The sequence below is a fragment of the Schaalia canis genome (assembly GCF_003858455.1).
Lineage (GTDB): Bacteria > Actinomycetota > Actinomycetes > Actinomycetales > Actinomycetaceae > Pauljensenia > Pauljensenia canis.
This window is the reverse complement of the sequence record NZ_RQZF01000011.1, coordinates 50,922-69,823: the sequence shown is the minus strand read 5'-3', so window position 1 is coordinate 69,823 and position 18,902 is coordinate 50,922. Positions and strand designations below refer to the sequence as shown.

Here is an 18,902-nt window from a genome sequence, read left to right as displayed (position 1 = left end):
GGCAATGATGCGAGCGTAAGAGACCATCTTATGGGAGGCTCTTTTCATCGGGCATTCTCGGCAGCGACTTCAACAGTGACGCGACAAGAAAATGAGCATTTGACTGTTACTCAGTCATGCTGTGCAAAGTGGGTCCGACCTCAACGCAGACCAGTGTGCCGATGTCAGGAACTTCCATGTCGGCAGCGACGCGCGCCACAACAAGGCTGATGTCGTCTGCCTCTTCACATAGTGCAATGTCCACCAGTCGGCAGTGGCCCATGAAGCGGATGCCTCGCACACGCCCATGCAGGGCATTCACACTGCATGGCTGGGAAGAGCTCTGACTCACACAGGGGTGGAAGGTGACGTTCTCCGGGCGAACCAGGCAAGGCGTCCGGCCTCGTCCATCACGCAGAGCGCCGGAGGGCACAATACTGGCATCCCCCACGAAGGAGGCAACCCACGCATCTGTAGGAGAGAAGTACACCTCCTGCGGGGTGCCTGCTTGGATGATCTGTCCTTCGCGCAGCACGGCTACCTGATCTGAGCAGGACAGTGCCTCCTGCTGGTCGTGCGTAATCAGCATGGTGGGAAGATTTTGCTCGCGCAGAATGGCAAACACTTCCTCGCGCACACGGATGCGTAAAGTCGGATCAAGGGCGCTGAAGGGCTCATCGAGTAGGAGCATTCTCGGTTGGGGTGCTAGCGCTCGCGCCAGGGCAACGCGCTGCTGCTGGCCGCCAGAAAGCTCATGGGGCATGCGTTCTCCCAGCCCTTCTAGGCCAACCAATGCCAGCATCTCCAGCACACGGGGATGGCGGGAGGCTACTCGGCGGCGCACTCCGCGCAGTCCGTATGCGATATTGCCCGCCACATTCAAGTGCTGGAAAAGTGCCCCTTCTTGGGGGACGAGGCCAACTCCGCGTTTTTCTACGGGCACATGGGTCATATCCTGCCCGTCAAGGAGAACCTGTCCCGAGGACGCCGGGTGTAGACCAGCCAGCACACGCAGTAGCGTGGTTTTTCCGCTACCGGACTCACCCAAGACGGTGGTCACCTGACCGGGAGGCGCCTCCAGACTGACGGAGCGAAGAACAGGGATCCCCGGAATGTAGTGGGCGCTGAGATTTCGGATACGTGCGCTCATGCCTTTTCTACCTTCCGAGCGAGCATCAAAGCGGGCACTAGCCCCACGACGACCAGCGCCAGTGCCACCGGAGCAGAAGCCCCGTAAGCGCCAAGTGAACTACTATTCCACAATTCAGTTGCAAGGGTGTTCGTGCCTGTGGGGCGCAGCATGAGCGTCACCGGCAGTTCTTTCATAACGGCTGTTGCAATGAGTAGCCATCCTGCGCCGATAGCGGGAAGGATTTGAGGAAGGCTTACGCGCCACCACACGCGCAGGGGCCCATCCCCCAGTGTCCGCGCGCTTTCTTCAGCGGCAACGGGCACCTGTTGGAATCCAGCACGCATGGCTCCCACGCCTTTAGGCAGGTAGAGCAGCACGAGTGCGACGACTAAGGCGCCAAGGCTTTGGTAGGCCCAGGGGGTCAGCGCCAGTGTCAGTGACACCATAGCGAGGGCGAGCACGACGCCGGGGAGGGCATGTCCTGAGAATGTGGCGATTTCCAGCAGGGTGACCATGCGGGAGCGTAGGCGCGCTGAAATGTAGCTCAACGGTAGCCCCAGGAGGACGGCCACTGTCGCCGCAGCCGCACCGATAGTGAGTGTTGTCAGGCCTGCGTGTGCGATGCGTTCCCAGTCGGTGTCATATCGGGTGTTGGAGAGCGCACGGGCAAGGAGGGCGATAATCGGTGCGCCAACCGATAGTGCCGCGATAGTTGATAGGGCGAGGGTAACGCCGGTGGTTTTCCATGCTGTGAGGCGTGCAGGTGCTGGATGGTAGTGTGCGTGTGCCGTAGCGTGGTGGCGTGCGCGCAGGAGGTTTTCACAGAGAACAAGTCCGGCTGCGATTACCGTGATGACAACGCCGATAGCTGCGGGGGCAGAGCGAGATGCCCCGGCGCTAAGAAGAGAAAAGACGCCTGTGGTGAGGGTGTCGTAGCGGAGCATGGAGGGTGCCCCAAAGTCAGCCAGAGTGTAGAGGGCGACGATGAGGCTGCCAGCACCTGCTGCTGGCATGATCTGCGGCAGGGTGACGGTGAAGAATACGTGGGCGCGGCTTCGTCCAAGGGTGCGAGCGACATCTGCGCTGGAGTGATCTGCTTGGAGGAAAGCAGCGATGGTGGGCACGGTGACGAAGGGGGCCGAGGCTGCACTCATCACAGCAGCAAGAGGCCACAGTCCGGTGATGTGGGGAAAGACAGAGAGCCATGCGAAAGCGCCCACAAAGCTGGGGATAGAAAGCGGCAGGCACGCGAGGACAACCCACAGACGTGGAGCGGGCAGGTGTAGGCGCGTCAGAGCCCACGCGCTGAGAATACCGATCAGTGTGGCAAGGGCACACACTGCCAGTACCAGGGTCAAAGTGTTGGCAAAGAGGATGCCCACTCGTGGGCGTAAAAGCGCGGTGGCGCTGGCGTGGAGGCCGTCGTGAACCGCGCGTTCTATGAGGTAGAGCAGTGGCAGCAGGGCGGCGGCGGCGACAAGGATGCTGGCGACGATGAGCACCACAGGCGGGGTGGTGCTGGTGGGACGCCGTGTGGGGGAAAGTGCTGGGGTGGGATGAGGGGTCATGAGGGAGATGTGCAGGGTCGCCCTGACACGCTGATGGTGTTCAGGGCGACCCCATGGAGCCGGTAATTGAGGCCCGTTGAAGGGCCGGGATCGGTCAGATTAGACCGACTTTAGTGAGAAGTTCTACAGTCTTATCCAGGGAGGACAGGTCAGTCAAGGCGACGTCGGGAGCTCCCAGATCCTTCAGAGCGGGGACGTTCTTGGGGCCTTCCTTGCCAGAAACAAGCGGGTACTCGTAGGTTTCTTTGAGGAAGTAGTCCTGGCCCTTGTCAGAGAGCATGTAGTTGACGAATTCCTTGGCGTTGGCGTTATTTTCTGCACCCTTGAGGATGCCCACACCCGTGACGTTGACGAGGGCGGAGACGCTGCCTGCGTCACCGAACTTGAGCTGAGCGCGCAGGGTGGTGGGGTCTTGCTCGGAGCGTGCCCAGTAGTAGTGGTTAATGAGGCCAAGGGAGACGGTTCCGTTGTTCACGGCTTCGAGAATTTCGCCGTTCTTGGCGAAGATCTGCGCGTTGTTGGCTTGGAGTCCCTTGAGCCATTCTTCGGTCTTTTCTTCACCTTCAGTCACGCGCATGGCGGTGACGAAGGATTGGAAGGAGGCGTTGGAGGGGGCGATGCCGATCTTGCCGTTCCACTTGGGGTCGGTGAGGTCTGCGACGTTGCCGGGGACTTCCTCGGCGGTGAGGGTTTGACTGTCGTAGGCGATGACGCGGGCTCGTCCGGTCAGGCCCACCCAGGAGCCATCCTTGGAGGTGTATTTGGCATCGACTTTGCTGGTGACGTCAGCGGGAAGGGTGGCGAACATGCCCTTGCCAGAAACGAGGCCGAGCGCGCCTGCGTCCTGGGAGAGGAAGACGTGCGCGGGGGTCTTGTCGCCTTCTTCGATGAGTTGGGCGGCAAGTTCGGGGGTGCCAGCATAGCGGACGTCAACTGTAATACCGGTGTCTGCGGTGAATTGTTCGAGCAGGGGTGCGACGAGTTTTTCGTTGCGCCCGGAGTAGAGCACCAGGGCCTCGTCGCTTGCAGAAGCCTCAACGGATTGGGGGGCTTCGCTCTGTGCGACTGCGTCAGTTGCGGACTGGGCTGCAGACTGGGGGGCGGTGCCGGAGCTGCAGGCACTCAGGCTCACGAGGGCGGCTGCGGTAAGTGCTGCGGTGGCAAGGCTGCGGATACGCATGGATCTCTTTCCTGTTGCGGGGCTATTTCTGTTGGGCGCAGGTGTTTACGGTGTTGACGGCGTTTACTAGGGGGACAACCCCATCCTGTGCCAAAAGTCCCAACAAATAGAAAAGGTTAGCCTTACTTAATTAGCTCCGCAAGCGATACGACGCGGAGTCATTTCAAAACAGGCAATACGGCGAAAAGTCCAGAAAATCCCCGAAAAATCTCAGCTTCCCCTCAGGCTTTCACCGCGATCACCAACGGCAGCAAAATGCATCCACCACACCCACTTTTGTCGCACTTGTTGCATGATGTGACACCTATACGCGATACAAAAGGTCGCAACTGCTCCCTAGCACAACAAGTGTCACAAAACCTTGTGCTCGAAGCGGGCGGGATGGGCGCCTACAGTGCCGCGCACGGGGCAGGTATGAGACGCAGACACCGGATTGAAGGGCGGCATCTGTTTGGGAGCCAGGAAACCAGCCGCAGCCCGTGAGGCAACACAAAGGCCTCGGATGTTTTCACATCCGAGGCCTTTGCCTTCGGGGTGGCTGACGGGACTCGAACCCGCGACGTCCTGGACCACAACCAGGTGCTCTACCAACTGAACTACAGCCACCATCGCGCTCCGCTAAGCGGTGCAACAGGTAAGAACTTTAGCAGCTCTGCCCCTACTCTTCCAAACTCCGTGACCTCCGCAGCACTGTGATTTGCCCCGCTCGGCAGGTTAAGCCCACCCCATGTCATGGAGCTGCTCGTCATCGAAGCCAAAGAAATGGCCGATTTCATGGACGAGGGTAATACGCACTTCCTCGGCAACCTCTTCCACGCTGTCACAGATCGCAAGAGTTGGGTGGCGGAAGACAAAGACCCTATCGGGTAAAACGCCCGCATAATCGTCACGTTCGGTAATGGGAACCCCATCGTAGAGGCCCAAAATATCGGAAGGCTCCGAGGCTGGGGGCTCATCCTCCACAAGGACAACGAGGTTATCTACCTGATCCCAAAACTCATCAGGGATGACATTAATTGCCTCATCAACGAGGGCCTCGAAGTCCTCCCTGCTCATCTCAACTGCCATGCTATTCCCCTTCTAGCGTCCTGCGTGACCACCACAATGATGGGTTGGAACAGGGAAAGCCTGGCCGGGGGCCAGGCTTTCCCTCATGTACACGTCAGCCGACTACTGCTCACCAGAAGGCACGCATAGCAATCGCGTCAGCGAAATTGCCCAGTGCAGCAGGGTGGGAGGTCAGGTACAGGTCAGCGTCCACCAGAGAGGCTTCCATGACGCGGAATGATCCCTTACCGTCGGGCACCACGTCCACACGGTTAAAGAGGAACTGCTCATCACGCCCCATGCGCTGACGCACATAGGCGTGCATAATGGCGCGGATCTGCTCGCCCCATCGCCACTGTTCCTCCGAAGCCTGCTGGCAGGTCACAACGGCTTCATGCATTGACGGTTCCGTCACCGACGACGGGTGAAGCATTGCGCGCTTTTCCACAGAGTGCGACATCAAACCGTTGAAAAAGACCAGCGAAATCTCACCGTGGATGTCGATTTCTTCCATGTAGCGCTGCACCATCACAGAACGCCCCTGTTCCAACAACGTCGCAGCCTGAGTAATGGCGGCCTGACGCTGGTAGGGATCATTTGCGGTGTAACGGCCAATGTCGCGCACACCGGACGACACAGCAGGCTTCACAACGAAGTCAGCGAGAGCAGGGAAACGAGAGTGAAGCTGCTGCTTTTGCAGCTTCTGCTCGGGCTCAAGCCATGTCGTTGGAATAACCGGAAGGCCCATGCGTTCAAGCTCAATCATGTAGTGCTTATCGGAGTTCCACTCCAGCACATCAGGGTGATTGAGAATACGAGGCACCCGCTTCGTCCACTCCAGGAACGCCTGACGATTCTGCGCGTAGTCCGACACCGAACGCACAACCGTTAGTCCTGCCCCAGTCCAATCCTCATCGGGATCATTCCACACGGCAATACGCGGATCAGTGCCACGTTCAGCCAGCGCGTCAAGAAGGCCCGCTTCATCAGAGTAGAGGTTGGGCATGTCAGCAGAAGTGACCAGAGTAATCCGAGGCTTCGTCATGGTTCACACGTTACCGGATAAAGCCCCAACTTTTCGCCCCCTGCCCCGCAATTCGCAGCAAAAGTATCGCTTCACACCCGGGGCGCTGTAGCGTCAGCGCAAGCCCACCCGGCGAGCGAGCGCAACCTCAAGAAGGTGGTCAACCAGCGCAGGGTAGCTCAGGCCAGCGGCAGCCCACACCTGCGGATACATGGAATAGGGCGTGAAGCCAGGCATGGTGTTGACTTCGTTAATGCTGATCGCCCCCGTATTCGGGTCATAGAAGAAGTCCACACGGGCTAAGCCTTCACAAGCCAAGGCTTCAAATGCGCGCGCAGCGGTCCTGCGGATCTCAGCCTCAGCAAGAGGATCAATAGATGCCGGGCACTCCAGACCGATAGCCTCGGTATCGACATACTTCGAGTCGTAGTCATAAAAGCCGCCCTCAGGGACAACAATCTCACCCAATGGAGCCGTCGAGATCGTGCCATCCGCGCTCTCAAGCACGCCACATTCAATCTCACGGCCAACTGTTGAGGCCTCAACGATGACGCGGGGGTCATGGGCCTGTGCCTCATCCATTGCAGCGGCCAGCGCGTCAGGGCCATCAACACGGGTAATACCCAGCGAAGAACCAGCGCGGCAGGGCTTAACAAACACGGGGTAGCCCAGGTGAGCGATGCGGCTTTCTACGCCGTCACGGTCATTATTCCACTCACGAGTGGTCACGAGTTCCCAACGGCCAACCTCAATACCAGCCGCTTTCAACACGGTCTTTGTCAGGTGCTTATCCATACAAATTGCCGAGGACAGGACACCACAGCCGACGTAGCGCACATCCGACATTTCCATGAGGCCCTGGATAGTGCCATCTTCCCCGTATGGGCCGTGGATCAGGGGCAACACCACGTCAACGCTGCCCAAATCTTCAACGCTGACCGCCCGGGAAGCTCCGGCTTCGCCCTCGTAGGTCACTTCCAGCAGCGAGGCACCACCCGGGGCAAGCATGACGCGCGTCTCGCCCGCCAGCACCTGCTGTCCGCCATTGTCGGTGAACTCAAAGAGGGATGGATCGTCCTCTACTCGCACCCACTGACCATCTCGGGTGATACCCGTAGGCAGCACATCCCATTTTTCGCGGTCAATCGCGCGCAAAAAAGCGGCGGCGGTAGCACAGGAGATTTCGTGTTCCCCAGAGCGGCCTCCAAAGACAAGGAGCACACGCGGACGGGGAGAAGCAGCAGTCACGTCAGACATCATGAAGATAACACTATCGTTCAGCGGCCCGAAGAACCGCATTTTGGATTCAAACAGCTCAGATCAGTTCGATCTTCCAGCCGTCCATCTTGATGGGACGAGACAGGAGCATTTCGCCCATCTCACGCACGCTTGCCCCCTCATGCACGACGCGCACAACGCCCTCGGTAATTGGCATGTCAACCCCAAGGGAGTGAGCAAGTTCAAGGATGGGGCGGGCTGCGCGAGCGCCCTCCACCACGCCGGGTGAGACCGCGAGCGCTTCCTCGCAACTCATGCCTTGCCCGATGCGGACGCCAAAAGAATAGTTGCGCGACAGTCGGGAGGAACAGGTTGCCACAAGGTCCCCCACACCTGACAGGCCGGCGAAGGTGCCGGGGTCGGCTCCCAGTCGGGTGCCAAGGCGTGTCATTTCGGCTAGTCCTCGGGTGATGAGGGTGGAGCGGGAGTTGATGCCCAAGCCGAAGCCCTCTGCAGCGCCGATTGCTACAGCGATGACATTTTTCGTAGCGCCAGCGATTTCACAGCCGATGACGTCGGTAGAGACGTAGGGGCGGAAGTAGGAAGTGTGGCAGGCTTCCGCGATCTGTGCCGCAAGATCAGCGTCTTCACAGGCAATGACGGTGGCCGTGGGGTGGTGTTCAGCGATTTCTCGGGACAGATTGGGGCCTGAAAGGACAGCCACGCGATTCGAGGCGAAACCGGTGGCTTCGGTAATCATGTCGTGAACAGTTTTGTGGCTCCCCAGTTCGAGCCCTTTTGCGAGGGAGACGATCGCGGCGTTACTGGGTAAAAGATCGCGGGCGCGGGTGAGGGTATCGCGCACGGCCGCAACGGGGATTGCCACTGCCACCAGGTCAGAGCCTTGGAGGGCCTCACCGAGATTGTCGGTGGCGTGCAGCGCGGGAGACAGTTCGATTCCCGGCAGGTAGGTGGAGTTTTCACCCTCGTTGATGAGGGTGTTGGTTTGGCGATTGCGCCCCCAGAGGCGCACATTCATGCCACTATCTGCCAATACTTGAGCGAAGGTCGTCCCCCACGCTCCCGTTCCTAACACGGTTGCTTGTGTCATCGCCATAGTCTTGATCCTAGTGGCATCATGGGTGTGTGCCCTAGTCGAAGCCGTCGCCCAGGAGCCTGCATGTCCGCTACTGACGCTCTGCGTGCCCGCCCTTCTACCCCTCTGAATGGCTCTCCGTCTGTCTCTCGCGGGTACTGCCGAAGCTGGTGGGGGGTGGTGAGCGCCGTAGCCGCCAGTCTTGCCCTTCTGAGCGGCTGTACCTTACGCGGGCCGGATATTGCGGCAGATACCCAATCCCTCCCTGATCTTCCTGCCTCCAGCGGTGCCAGCTCCCTGACGCCCGACAGTGAGCATCCCGAATCTTTAGCGCCCTCGCCCTCTGCCGTACAGAAGCCGAAGATGCCCAGCGCTCCGACCTCGTTCTCCCCCATTCTTGACAATGAGGCGTGGACACGAGAAGCCAAGGATGTCTCTTTTGAATCCCTCGCGCTGCCCACCTCCTTTGTTTTCCATGACATCTGTGTCGGTGAGCACCCTGATTTTTACCGCGTTGTTGTCGACTTCAAGGAGCTGGACGGTACTCCCCTTACGGCTGAGCAATCACCGCAGGATCGCCAACCCTGGGTGATCTATGCTCGTTGGACTCAGGCCCCCGTTGGCCAAGGAAGCGGCCTCCCGCTTGATGTTGCGGGACAGACGTTCCTTGATCTGAATATTTCCAAGACCTCCATGCCCGCTTCCCCTGAGGTGTCCGCCCTGTACTACAGCGGGCCAGATCGCCTCTCTCTTGGGCCTCTTGAGATCGACGTTGACCACACCTTTGAAAGTAATACGCACATTGTCATTGGGATGGATACGGAGCGTGATATCCAGATGGGCTATCTTCTTGACCCCACCCGTTTAGTCGTTGACGTGAGGAAATGACCGTCGTCCCCTCCACATGTGCTCTGTTACGCAAAAGTCATGCGTGGCATGATTAATGCACACCCTATTGAGGAGGTTTTATGTCCATCCGTCATCCCTCTGCCGCTCGTATCCTCAGCGGACTCCTGACGGCCGGTCTCGCCGCCACCGTTCTTGTCGGTTGTTCCACTCCCGGCACTGGCGGCAGCACAGACGCTAGCGAACCCGCCTTCAAAGCAAATGAAGTCAGTGGCGGTGACGCCCCGCAGTCAATCCCCACCTACAAGCGTAAAGTCGGTGAAAATCTCGACCCGATTTCGGGCAGTAACGATTCGTGGAAGCCGGAGGTCACGATTCCTGCCAGTAACGACCCGGCTGTGCCCTCCTCCCTGGTTTTCCACGACGTTCGCGTGGGCGAGCACGCTGATTTCTACCGCGTCGTTCTTGAGTTCAAGAAGGATCCCTCCGCAGACCAGTCAAAGGATGCAGAAGAGAATCCGTGGGAGGCGAACCTGGAGTGGGTGGATGCCCCCATCACCCTGGGGAAAGGCGACGCGATGGACTCATCCGGTAAAGCCTTCCTGGATGTGAACGTGGGTCGAAGCGCCATGCCTGTTACTCCCGAACTTGAGGAGCTCTACTTCGCAGGCGACAAGACCATTAAAATCGGCCCCCTGGAAGTCCTCGTTGATGGCACCGTTGAGGATCAAACCCACGTTGTTATCGCCATGGATCAGAAGCACCCCCTCCAAGCTGGTTTCCTGACTCGCCCTGCCCGCTTGGTCATTGACGTCAAAAAGTAGCGGCCTGCCCTGACCTACCAGCGTTCCACTGATTAACGAGGTACCCGCTCACTTCCTTTCGACGATGAAGGAAAGTGGGCGGGTGCCTCGTTCTGTTTTCACTTGCTGCGCCGCTACCGTCCCGTCGGAACGAGCGAGGGGGGAGCGTCCGGCGGGTCAGCCTTTCAGGGAGCGGCCGCGCTTAGCGAGGGAACGACGCCACTTAGAAAAACGCCCAAGCGTCTTCTTATCCGGGCCGCTCATCACCGCTGAATCCCACGGCTGAGCAGGGGCTTTCTCACCACGAATCTCCTCAACGCCCTTGACGATGGCGGCGTGAATACGTCGCGTTGCTTCCTGAACGGCCTCGTAGTTTGCCGACCCTTCCTCGGTAATCAGATCAGAAAGATCAACGGGCGGGCATACGCGAATCGTAATGGGCCGCTGCGGGCGCAGATCAATGCTGGCGGCATAACGGGGGATCACCTCGTGGGCGCCCCACTGAGCAATGGGGATCACGGGCACGCCTGTATCAAGAGCAAGGCGGGCGGCACCAGTCTTTGGCTTCATCGGCCACATCTGAGGGTCGCGAGTGAGCGTGCCCTCAGGATAGATACCCACACACTCCCCATCGCGTAAAGCCTGACGGGCATACTCAAGGACGGCTGAAGGATCGTCAGAGTTACGCTCCACCGGCACCATGCCCATGGATCGGAGAATCTGGCCGACAACAGGGGTCTTGAAGAGTTCGGCCTTCGCGAGGAAACGCACCGGGTAGCCGCGTTGCATCATGAAAGTCGCGATGCACACCGGGTCGAAGTTCGAAATGTGGTTCGGGGTGATGATGAATGCTCCTTCGGCGGGCAAATGTTCCTCACCCGAGACGTCCATCTTTACCCATGTGCCCATAAGGGGCTTAGCGATGCCTTTAGCAACGCGATACAGGCCAGTGACCGGTTTGCTCATGGTTCCTCAGTTTAGTGGGTGAAGGCAGGCGTGTAGAGCACTGCCCACATCTGAGAATCCTCTTGGCACAAACGCTCAGGCAAGAACACGGACAACGCTGGGGGCAATCCTCATCGTGCAGGGGATGGTGGCCACAGGGTCACCGTCTGCCCATGCCTTAGCGCCAACTGGTTCGTTGAAGTAGACCTCGCGGACAGGCTCGATGTTGACCAGCGGATGGTCGGCATTACGTTTGGCGACAATCTGGGTCAAGGCCGCCAGAGCAGTGCGTTTGGAGGCGCGCCCAATGTGGAAAAGCTCCAACTGTCCGTCCTCAAGATCAGAGGTGGGAACCATGCGGATGCCTCCGCCCGCGCACCCTGAGTTCGACACTGAGGCGACCCAGCCTGTCAGGTCGCGTTCCTCACCGTCAATGACAGCGCGGAAAGGCCCCTCCGTGTAGGTGGCGAAAGCAGCGAAAGCGCCGTAGGCGTAGGCCATGGGCCCGGACCGGAACCACGAGGCATTAGCCATTTCATTGGCTCGGGCTTCGTATCCGACAGCGACGATCCCCAGAACTAGCCTGTCTTGGCCCTCATCATCGCGTACCCAGATTCCGTCAATGTCACGGATATGAGGCTCAATATCGGAAGAATCCCCGTTATGGACGCCAAAGGCTGCGACCTCCCGGGCACGAGCGTAGGGGTCGTGGCTGACGCCTAGCGCACGACATAGGTCGTTGCCGCGCCCACCTGGCATAGGAATGAATACCGCATCGGTGTCGTGCACGCCCTGGGCAACAGCAGAGAGGTAGCCGTCGCCGCCAAGAGCAGCGACGAAGGGGCTGCGCGAGGCTGCGGCAATCTTTTGGGGGGTGTCTTCTGGGGTGGTCACCGAGACGGTGACCTTCCACCCGCCGGCCCGTAAAATGCGCACAACCGCCGGGCCGACTTCAATAGCCCGTCCTCGCGCGCTCATGGAGGAAACGAGCAGGTGCATCTCTCTGGGGAGCGCATGTTCCCCCAGCATCTCCCAATCCATGGGTGTCAGTTCTCCACGTAGTTTACGCGCGCGTCAAGCTGGCGCAGCTTGGTAATGAAGTGCTCGTATCCGCGAGAGATCACATCAATACCCGCTACTCGCGAGGTTCCCTCCGCAGCAAGAGCCGCAATCAAGTGTGAGAAGCCGCCGCGCAGGTCAGGCACCGTAATGTCGGCGCTGTGCAAAGGGGTTGGGCCGGAAATCACCGCAGAGTGCATGAAGTTTCTCTGTCCGAAACGGCAGGGAGTTGAGCCCAAACATTCCTTGTACACCTGGATATGGGCCCCCATCTGACGCAAAGCCTTGGTGAAACCAAAACGATTCTCATAAACGGTTTCATGCACAATCGACAAGCCTGTGGCCTGGGTGAGGGCGACAACAAGGGGCTGCTGCCAGTCGGTCATGAAGCCGGGGTGAACCGCTGTTTCCAAGGCGATGGAGTTCAGCGTCCCGCCGGGATGGTAGAAGCGAATACCCTCAGCATCAATGTCGAAGGCTCCGCCGACCTTTCGATAGGTGTTGAGGAAGGTCGTCATGTCGGGCTGGTGGGCCCCCAGGACGTAAATGTCACCGTGCGTGGCAAGGGCGGCTGCACCCCAGGAGGCAGCTTCGATGCGGTCAGGCAGGGCGGTGTGGGTGTAGCCGCGTAGGCTTGCCACGCCTTCAATGCGGATCGTGCGGTCGGTATCAACAGAGATAATGGCACCCATCTTTTGCAAGACGTTGATGAGGTCCATGATCTCGGGTTCAACGGCCGCCCCACGAAGGGTGGTCAGGCCCTGGGCACGAACCGCCGTCAGCAGGGTCTGCTCAGTGGCTCCCACTGAAGGGAAAGGCAGGTCAATGACGGTGCCGTGGAGCCCTTCACTTGGGCGCGTGATGTGCACACCATCGGCGCGCTTATCGACTGCCGCGCCGAAGGAGCGCAGGATCTCAAGGTGGTAATCGATGGGGCGTCCACCGATATTGCAGCCACCTAGTTCGGGGATGAAAGCCTCGCCAAGCTGGTGGAGCAGTGGCCCGCAAAAAAGAATCGGAATGCGGGATGCTCCACCCAGAGCATCAATGTCAGAGCGTTGCGCGCGGGTGACATTTGAGGGGTCCATGACCATCGTGCCGTGGTCTTGATCGAAGTTGACCTCAACACCGTGGGCGCGCAATAGATCGGAGACAACGTCCACGTCGCGGATGAGAGGAACATTGCGCAGCTCGGAGGGGGTATCGCCAAGAAGTGAGGCCACCATCGCCTTCGGCACAAAGTTCTTTGCGCCGCGCACAGTAATCGTGCCTGTCAGCGGATGTCCACCTTCAACTTGGAGGATTGAGGTCATGGGAGAGTGCTCCATTCCCGTGTGTCTGTCAGTGAGCTGCCGTTGGAGTGCGTCAGCGTGTCAATCTCTGGGATCAACTCTAGAGCAGAGCCGGGCATCCAGTAGGCGTCACGGTGTTGCAATGGCAACACTTCATTCATTCACGACGGGATTGTTGGCATCCCCAATGCCACTGGACGTGCAGAAACAACCTTTTCTGTTGGCAGTGTCTTTGCAGGTAAAGTTGCTGGCTTGAAGGAGGGACGGGCAGCCTCGTAAGAAGCGATTGCTTCCTCATTCCTGAGGGTCAGGCCAATATCGTCCAAACCTTCCATCAGGCGCCAACGCGTGTAGTCATCAATCTGGAAGGAACACACGAAGGTGCCCGCGGTGACGGTGCGTTTGTCGAGGGAGACAGTAATGCTGGTGCCGGGCTCATGTTCGAGGATTTTCCACAGCATTTCGGTGTCCTCCTGGCTGATGATGCCCGTCAGGAGGCCCTGCTTACCTGAATTGCCACGGAAAATGTCAGCGAATTTAGGGGCAAGGACAACGCGGAAACCGTAGTCTTTCAGCGCCCACACGGCGTGCTCACGCGAGGACCCCGTACCAAAGTCTGGCCCTGCCACAAGGACTGAACCCGCGGCGTAGGCCTCGTTATTGAGGACAAATTCGGGATCGCCCCGCCATGCGGCAAAGAGGGCGTCCTCAAAGCCTGTGCGGGTGACGCGCTTGAGGTAGACGGCCGGAATGATCTGGTCGGTGTCAACGTTGGAGCGACGCAGCGGAACACCAATGCCCGTGTGGGTCGTGAACTTTTCCATGGGATTGTCCTTCGTCCTGAGGTCGGTCAGTTTCCGCGCGCTGCGGCTGGAGCACTCTCCGGTGCCACCGAAGCTGAAGAGGCAGATTCGCCGGGCAGCGGGTCAAGGTCGTTGGGGCTTGAGAGCGTGCCGCGCACTGCGGTCGCCGCGGCAACCAGGGGTGAGACGAGGTGGGTGCGTGATCCCTTACCTTGGCGCCCCTCAAAGTTACGGTTCGAGGTCGACGCGGCACGCTCCCCCGCGCCGAGCTGATCGGGGTTCATCCCCAGGCACATGGAGCAACCAGCGTTACGCCACTCTGCGCCGAAGGCGGTAAAGATCTGGTCGAGGCCCTCAGCCTCAGCCTGAAGGCGGACGCGGGCAGAGCCTGGAACAACCAACATGCGTACACCGGGAGCTTTGGAACGTCCCTTGATGACCGATGCGGCAGCGCGCAGGTCTTCAATGCGCCCATTCGTGCATGAGCCAAGGAAGACGGCGTCAACAGGGATCTCACGCATGGGGGTGCCAGGGGTGAGGTCCATGTATTCGAGAGCGCGTTCAGCGGCGACTCGGAGGGTTTCATCACTGAAGTCTTCTGGGTCGGGCACATTGTCGGACAGGCGCACGCCCTGCCCGGGATTGGTACCCCAGGTGACGTAGGGTTCAATGTCGGCCGCTTCGAGGATGACTTCGGCATCAAAGGTCGCATCATCGTCGGAACGCAGGGTTGACCAGTAGGCAACTGCCGCATCCCATTCTTCCCCTTCAGGAGCGTGGGGGCGGCCCTTGATGTAGTCGAAGGTGGTTTGGTCGGGGGCGACCATGCCTGCGCGGGCACCGGCCTCGATAGACATGTTGCAGATCGTCATGCGGCCCTCCATGGAGAGCTCACGGATGGCTTGGCCGCGGTATTCGAGGACGTATCCCTGACCGCCGCCGGTACCGATCTTGGCAATGACGGCGAGAATAATATCCTTGGCTGACGAACCCGGCGGTAAGGAACCATTGACGGTGATTGCCATGGTTTTGAAGGGTGCAAGAGGGAGGGTCTGGGTGGCGAGGACGTGTTCGACCTCGGAAGTACCGATTCCGAAAGCCAGGGCTCCGAAAGCGCCGTGGGTGGAGGTGTGCGAGTCGCCGCATACGATGGTCATTCCCGGTTGGGTGAGGCCAAGTTGAGGGCCGACAACGTGGACGATGCCTTGGTCGGCATCCCCCAGGGAGTGAATACGGATGCCGAACTCTTCGGCGTTCGCGCGCAGGGTGTTGATCTGGATGCGCGAGGTTTCATCGGCGATGGGTTGGTCAATATCGAGGGTGGGCGTGTTGTGATCCTCGGTAGCGATCGTATGTTCAGGACGCCTGACCCGACGTCCAGCGAGGCGTAATCCGTCGAACGCTTGGGGGCTGGTGACCTCGTGGACAAGGTGCAAATCGATGTAGAGGAGGTCGGGGGCACCGCCTTCGCCGCGTGTGACAACATGGTCTGACCAGACCTTTTCCGCTAATGTGCCCGCCATCGTCTCTCCTCCTTTGGGCTGCGTTTTACATGGATACCGCCAGGGCAACTCCCTGTGTCTGCGCTCCATGTTTGGCCAGTTTCTTCACTCTAGGGTTTTGCATCTCAGTGCGTGAGATGGGAAACTTTTGGGTATGGAGGACACAACATCCAGTGGAGTGGGCGTTCTGGACAAGGCGGCAATGGTCCTCAGCGCCCTCGAAGCGGGTCCCGCCACCCTTGCTCAGCTCGTCTCTAGCACCGGTTTGGCTCGCCCGACAGCCCACCGCTTAGCTGTCGCACTCGAATATCACCGCATGGTGGCCCGAGACATGCAGGGACGCTTCATTCTGGGTCCCCGCCTTCAAGAACTTGCGTCGTCCGCTGGCGAGGATCGTCTTCTCTCTGCAGCAATGCCGGTCCTTATTGCATTGCGCGATCACTCTAAGGAATCGACGCAGCTTTACCGTCGTCAGGGCGATGTGCGCATCTGCGTGGCAGCCTCCGAACGCAAGATGGGCCTTCGCGACTCCATCCCGGTGGGAGCCACCCTGTCAATGAAGGCCGGCTCGGCTGCGCAGGTACTCCTCGCATGGGAAGAACCCGACCGCCTGCACCGCGGCCTCTATGGTGCCTCCTTCAACGCCACCATGCTGTCTCAGGTTCGCCGCCGAGGTTGGGCGCAGTCCGTGGGAGAACGCGAACCCGGTGTTGCTTCCGTGTCAGCGCCCGTTCGAGGCCCCTCCGGGCGCGTCCTGGCAGCGATCTCTATCTCTGGGCCTATAGAGCGCATGGGCCGTCAGCCGGGCCGCCAGCACGGCCCCTCGGTTGTTGCTGCGGCTAACCGCCTCTCGGACTTCCTCCGTACTGTCGAGGACGTTGAACTTTAGGGCAACCTCCCTTCAAGAAGACTCCCCGCCTGAATGGTTGTTGTACCACCCAGGCGGGGAGTTTTCATGCGACTTGAAGTGAATTGCAACGCCACATAGCGTCTTCGTGCTCAATCACTTCAGTGCCTCTCGATCACCTGATCGTCCGCCCAATTCGGTAGGAACCAAGGACAGTGAACACAATCGTGATAATGGCAAGAACAACCACGACCATCCACGGAAGGATCTCGGTGGATCCGACAGTCAGTGTGTGACCGTAGTACGTTCGCACGGCCTTAGTTGCTTCGTCGTAGGGCGAGAGTTTGTCCAGCGCCGTACCTGCGAGCGGCTCACGCAGGAGCATCGCGGCAGGCGAGAATGGCAGCACGTTGATGACATTGCGGACGTTTTCGCTGACAACGCCAAGCGGCAGGTATGCACCGGCAAGGAAGCCGAGGAGTGTACCCATGATGGTACTCATTGCAGTGAAAGTGCCGTTGGTTGCAACAAAGGTGATGGCCCATGATGACAACGCTGAGAATGCCGCCGAGAGTAACGCTGTGTATCCTGCGGCGACAAGAACGTTCACCGCTCCGGGCCATACGCCGTACATGAGTTTGAGGAGGAGAATGCCTATTGCCATGACGATGTAGCTCATCGCAAGTGAGACAATCGTTGCCGATACTTGGTAGCCGACAATAAGTTGGGATCGACGAACAGGTGAGACTCGGAACTCCTTGAAGCGGCCTGTCACACGGTCATCAACGTAAGTTCCAAGGGCTGCAAAGCCTGTGGTGAACGTTGTAATCATGATGATTCCAGCAAACACCCAACTACTCACATACGCAGAGACAGTATCTGTATCGACGTCAGGAAACTTTTCTGTCAGGTTGTCAACTTGCAAGGTTCCCAAGAACAACACATACAACAGGAGCAGGATCAGTGCCGACAAGAGTGAGAGAAAAACCCCCATACGATCGCGTGCATAGATTCTGAGATTACGGATCACTAAAGCTCTGGTTGTCCTCATTTGTGAGTCTCCTTCATGAGGTTGAGGAAGACGTCGTCCATTGAGCCTTGCATGACCTGGAAGTCGGCAGCGTCTTCACTGAGCTCATTGATGATTGGGAGCGCATCGTAGGCACGCTCCAACGGGGTGATAATTGCTCCACCTTCATCGTGCCACCGAGCACCAGGAATGTGGCGCTCAATCGTTGCGATGATGAGTTGACGAGTACTCTCGCTGTACTTGATGAGCAGAGTCGGGGTGGAGTAACGGGCGCGAAGCTCGATCGGCGTACCCGCAGCGATTACTCGCCCCTTGTCGATAACAAGAACATGATCGGCGAACTCTGTCTCTTGCATGTAGTGGGTGGTAAGCACGACAGTGAGGCCAAGTTGCTGTCGCAGATCTGTTATTGCCCGCCAGATCTGTTCCCTACTTTGAGGGTCAAGCCCTGCGGTGGGTTCGTCAAGGAAAATAATCTTTGGTTGGTGTAGGAGCGCGCGGGCAATATCGGCGCGGCGCTTCTGACCGCCCGAGAGCACGCCATAGGGGCGGTCCCGAAAATCTCCGAGGTCGACCAAGTCGGAAAGATGGTCAATGCGAGAGTTCGGGACACCGTAGATTCCAGCCTTGAGGCTAAGGTTCTCCTGGACTGACAATCGTGGGTCCAGCAATGACTGTTGAAAGACAACGCCAATGCGTTCACGCACCTTGTAAGGGTCACTGACAACGTCATAGCCGTCAACGGTAATTGAACCTTCCGTTGGGGCCAAAAGGGTTGTCATACAGGAGATTGTCGTCGTCTTTCCCGCGCCATTTGATCCTAAAAAGGCGAACAAGGAACCTTCTGGAACGACGAATGACAGGTTATCGACAGCAGTGACATTCTTGAAGCGTTTGACGACGTGAGAGACGCGGATTGCCTCGCCACCATTGCCGCGCTGCGGAAGATCGGCCACTAAGGCATCCCTTCCAATATTTATTTCATTCATGCAACGAATCTATCAACATTATTACGCCCCAAAACATTTCGTCCATTTGCTGGAGAGGCAGGCAGACAGAGTGACAATAGACGTTATAGGGGGCTCATCTGCGAAAGCGGGCTGGAAGAACCTTCAAAGAGGGCAAAGCGGAGCACATAGAACAATCGGGAGGAACCGAATGCTCCTCCCGATTTTTTGTACCCCCAACCGGATTTGAACCGGTGTTAACGCCGTGAGAGGGCGTCGTCCTAGGCCGCTAGACGATGGGGGCCTGTATGACCTGCAAGCAGGTATTTGTGATCCTTTCGGATTCGTACCCCCAACCGGATTTGAACCGGTGTTAACGCCGTGAGAGGGCGTCGTCCTAGGCCGCTAGACGATGGGGGCCTTTGTCAGTGACCGCTAAGTGGTAACGATCGCTAACCGCTGGGGTACCTGGACTCGAACCAAGACTAAAGGAACCAGAAACCTTCGTGCTGCCAATTACACCATACCCCATGGTGTTCACTCAAAGACTGAGCTCAAATATTGAGTTGTCTGATTGCGACGAA

The 18,902-nt window shown here is 58.7% G+C and carries 17 protein-coding genes and 4 tRNA genes; 3 read left to right on the top strand and 18 right to left on the bottom strand.

The annotated features are described in order from the left end of the window. Window positions 1-106 precede the first annotated feature (106 nt). The 8 genes from EII11_RS09195 to EII11_RS09160 all read right to left on the bottom strand — a co-directional run bounded on the left by EII11_RS09195 (window position 107) and on the right by EII11_RS09160 (window position 8,265). Window positions 107-1,129: an ABC transporter ATP-binding protein gene (locus tag EII11_RS09195; protein WP_124871894.1), complete on the bottom strand. Its 1,023-nt coding sequence runs from the start codon at window positions 1,127-1,129 to the stop codon at window positions 107-109. Beyond that, a complete protein-coding gene (locus EII11_RS09190) occupies window positions 1,126-2,679 on the bottom strand; it encodes an ABC transporter permease (protein ID WP_124871890.1) in 1,554 nt (517 codons plus the stop codon). The genes EII11_RS09195 and EII11_RS09190 overlap by 4 nt, the downstream gene beginning before the upstream one ends. A gap of 94 nt (window positions 2,680-2,773) precedes the next feature. Then, window positions 2,774-3,859, bottom strand: coding sequence for an iron ABC transporter substrate-binding protein (locus EII11_RS09185; protein ID WP_124871887.1), 1,086 nt, complete (start codon window positions 3,857-3,859; stop codon window positions 2,774-2,776). A 533-nt stretch (window positions 3,860-4,392) separates the two neighbouring features. Beyond that, a tRNA-His gene (locus tag EII11_RS09180) sits at window positions 4,393-4,465 on the bottom strand. 108 nt (window positions 4,466-4,573) lie between these two features. Further along, window positions 4,574-4,927, bottom strand: coding sequence for a metallopeptidase family protein (locus EII11_RS09175; RefSeq protein ID WP_124871884.1), 354 nt, complete (start codon window positions 4,925-4,927; stop codon window positions 4,574-4,576). A 109-nt stretch (window positions 4,928-5,036) separates the two neighbouring features. Continuing rightward, window positions 5,037-5,951: an ATP-grasp domain-containing protein gene (locus EII11_RS09170; protein ID WP_124871881.1), complete on the bottom strand. Its 915-nt coding sequence runs from the start codon at window positions 5,949-5,951 to the stop codon at window positions 5,037-5,039. Between the two features lie 93 nt (window positions 5,952-6,044). Beyond that, window positions 6,045-7,190, bottom strand: a complete 1,146-nt coding sequence (locus EII11_RS09165; protein ID WP_420820450.1) for a D-alanine--D-alanine ligase family protein — start codon at window positions 7,188-7,190, stop codon at window positions 6,045-6,047. 55 nt (window positions 7,191-7,245) lie between these two features. Further along, the gene (locus EII11_RS09160; protein WP_124871876.1) at window positions 7,246-8,265 is read right to left on the bottom strand and encodes an NAD(P)H-dependent glycerol-3-phosphate dehydrogenase; all 1,020 of its coding nucleotides are present in this window, start codon (window positions 8,263-8,265) and stop codon (window positions 7,246-7,248) included. 63 nt (window positions 8,266-8,328) lie between these two features. Here EII11_RS09160 and EII11_RS09155 point away from each other — a divergent pair, with 63 nt between their 5' ends. Beyond that, on the top strand, window positions 8,329-9,132 hold the full coding sequence (locus EII11_RS09155) for an AMIN-like domain-containing (lipo)protein (RefSeq protein WP_124871873.1): 804 nt from the start codon (window positions 8,329-8,331) through the stop codon (window positions 9,130-9,132). Window positions 9,133-9,212: 80 nt separating this feature from the next. After that, window positions 9,213-9,914: an AMIN-like domain-containing (lipo)protein gene (locus EII11_RS09150; RefSeq protein WP_124871870.1), complete on the top strand. Its 702-nt coding sequence runs from the start codon at window positions 9,213-9,215 to the stop codon at window positions 9,912-9,914. A gap of 156 nt (window positions 9,915-10,070) precedes the next feature. Here EII11_RS09150 and EII11_RS09145 read toward each other — a convergent pair whose 3' ends face one another. The 5 genes from EII11_RS09145 to leuC form a co-directional block, all read right to left on the bottom strand. Then, window positions 10,071-10,859, bottom strand: coding sequence for a lysophospholipid acyltransferase family protein (locus tag EII11_RS09145; RefSeq protein ID WP_124871868.1), 789 nt, complete (start codon window positions 10,857-10,859; stop codon window positions 10,071-10,073). A 75-nt stretch (window positions 10,860-10,934) separates the two neighbouring features. Continuing rightward, window positions 10,935-11,879: a diacylglycerol/lipid kinase family protein gene (locus EII11_RS09140; RefSeq protein ID WP_240623129.1), complete on the bottom strand. Its 945-nt coding sequence runs from the start codon at window positions 11,877-11,879 to the stop codon at window positions 10,935-10,937. Window positions 11,880-11,884: 5 nt separating this feature from the next. Next, on the bottom strand, window positions 11,885-13,210 hold the full coding sequence (gene murA / locus EII11_RS09135) for a UDP-N-acetylglucosamine 1-carboxyvinyltransferase (RefSeq protein ID WP_124871865.1): 1,326 nt from the start codon (window positions 13,208-13,210) through the stop codon (window positions 11,885-11,887). Between the two features lie 140 nt (window positions 13,211-13,350). Further along, entirely contained in the window at window positions 13,351-14,013 is a 663-nt protein-coding gene (leuD, locus tag EII11_RS09130) for a 3-isopropylmalate dehydratase small subunit (protein WP_124871862.1), read from the bottom strand. Window positions 14,014-14,039: 26 nt separating this feature from the next. Further along, window positions 14,040-15,515 (bottom strand): 3-isopropylmalate dehydratase large subunit, encoded by a 1,476-nt coding sequence (gene leuC / locus EII11_RS09125; protein ID WP_124871859.1) that lies wholly within the window; start codon window positions 15,513-15,515, stop codon window positions 14,040-14,042. 133 nt (window positions 15,516-15,648) lie between these two features. Between leuC and EII11_RS09120 the strand changes: the two genes are divergently transcribed. After that, window positions 15,649-16,383, top strand: a complete 735-nt coding sequence (locus tag EII11_RS09120; RefSeq protein ID WP_124871857.1) for an IclR family transcriptional regulator — start codon at window positions 15,649-15,651, stop codon at window positions 16,381-16,383. A gap of 133 nt (window positions 16,384-16,516) precedes the next feature. On the opposite strand, the gene EII11_RS09115 is transcribed toward EII11_RS09120, so the two are convergent. From EII11_RS09115 to EII11_RS09095, 5 genes are all read right to left on the bottom strand, one after another. Next, a complete protein-coding gene (locus EII11_RS09115; protein WP_124871855.1) occupies window positions 16,517-17,392 on the bottom strand; it encodes an ABC transporter permease in 876 nt (291 codons plus the stop codon). Continuing rightward, window positions 17,389-18,327 carry an ABC transporter ATP-binding protein gene (locus EII11_RS09110; protein WP_205649278.1) on the bottom strand — a complete coding sequence of 313 codons (939 nt, stop codon included), beginning with the start codon at window positions 18,325-18,327 and terminating at the stop codon, window positions 17,389-17,391. The genes EII11_RS09115 and EII11_RS09110 overlap by 4 nt, the downstream gene beginning before the upstream one ends. A gap of 222 nt (window positions 18,328-18,549) precedes the next feature. Further along, a tRNA-Glu gene (locus tag EII11_RS09105) sits at window positions 18,550-18,622 on the bottom strand. Window positions 18,623-18,665: 43 nt separating this feature from the next. Then, window positions 18,666-18,738, bottom strand: a tRNA-Glu gene (locus EII11_RS09100). Window positions 18,739-18,777: 39 nt separating this feature from the next. Beyond that, a tRNA-Gln gene (locus EII11_RS09095) sits at window positions 18,778-18,849 on the bottom strand. Between the last annotated feature and the right edge of the window lie 53 nt (window positions 18,850-18,902).

Coding starts and splice junctions, on each gene's coding strand:
- EII11_RS09195 (WP_124871894.1), bottom strand. CDS start 1,129: ATGAGCGCACGTATCCGAAATCTCAGCGCCCACTACATTCCGGGGATC.
- EII11_RS09190 (WP_124871890.1), bottom strand. CDS start 2,679: ATGACCCCTCATCCCACCCCAGCACTTTCCCCCACACGGCGTCCCACC.
- EII11_RS09185 (WP_124871887.1), bottom strand. CDS start 3,859: ATGCGTATCCGCAGCCTTGCCACCGCAGCACTTACCGCAGCCGCCCTC.
- EII11_RS09175 (WP_124871884.1), bottom strand. CDS start 4,927: ATGGCAGTTGAGATGAGCAGGGAGGACTTCGAGGCCCTCGTTGATGAG.
- EII11_RS09170 (WP_124871881.1), bottom strand. CDS start 5,951: ATGACGAAGCCTCGGATTACTCTGGTCACTTCTGCTGACATGCCCAAC.
- EII11_RS09165 (WP_420820450.1), bottom strand. CDS start 7,190: ATGATGTCTGACGTGACTGCTGCTTCTCCCCGTCCGCGTGTGCTCCTT.
- EII11_RS09160 (WP_124871876.1), bottom strand. CDS start 8,265: ATGGCGATGACACAAGCAACCGTGTTAGGAACGGGAGCGTGGGGGACG.
- EII11_RS09155 (WP_124871873.1), top strand. CDS start 8,329: ATGTCCGCTACTGACGCTCTGCGTGCCCGCCCTTCTACCCCTCTGAAT.
- EII11_RS09150 (WP_124871870.1), top strand. CDS start 9,213: ATGTCCATCCGTCATCCCTCTGCCGCTCGTATCCTCAGCGGACTCCTG.
- EII11_RS09145 (WP_124871868.1), bottom strand. CDS start 10,859: ATGAGCAAACCGGTCACTGGCCTGTATCGCGTTGCTAAAGGCATCGCT.
- EII11_RS09140 (WP_240623129.1), bottom strand. CDS start 11,879: ATGGATTGGGAGATGCTGGGGGAACATGCGCTCCCCAGAGAGATGCAC.
- murA (WP_124871865.1), bottom strand. CDS start 13,210: ATGACCTCAATCCTCCAAGTTGAAGGTGGACATCCGCTGACAGGCACG.
- leuD (WP_124871862.1), bottom strand. CDS start 14,013: ATGGAAAAGTTCACGACCCACACGGGCATTGGTGTTCCGCTGCGTCGC.
- leuC (WP_124871859.1), bottom strand. CDS start 15,515: ATGGCGGGCACATTAGCGGAAAAGGTCTGGTCAGACCATGTTGTCACA.
- EII11_RS09120 (WP_124871857.1), top strand. CDS start 15,649: ATGGAGGACACAACATCCAGTGGAGTGGGCGTTCTGGACAAGGCGGCA.
- EII11_RS09115 (WP_124871855.1), bottom strand. CDS start 17,392: ATGAGGACAACCAGAGCTTTAGTGATCCGTAATCTCAGAATCTATGCA.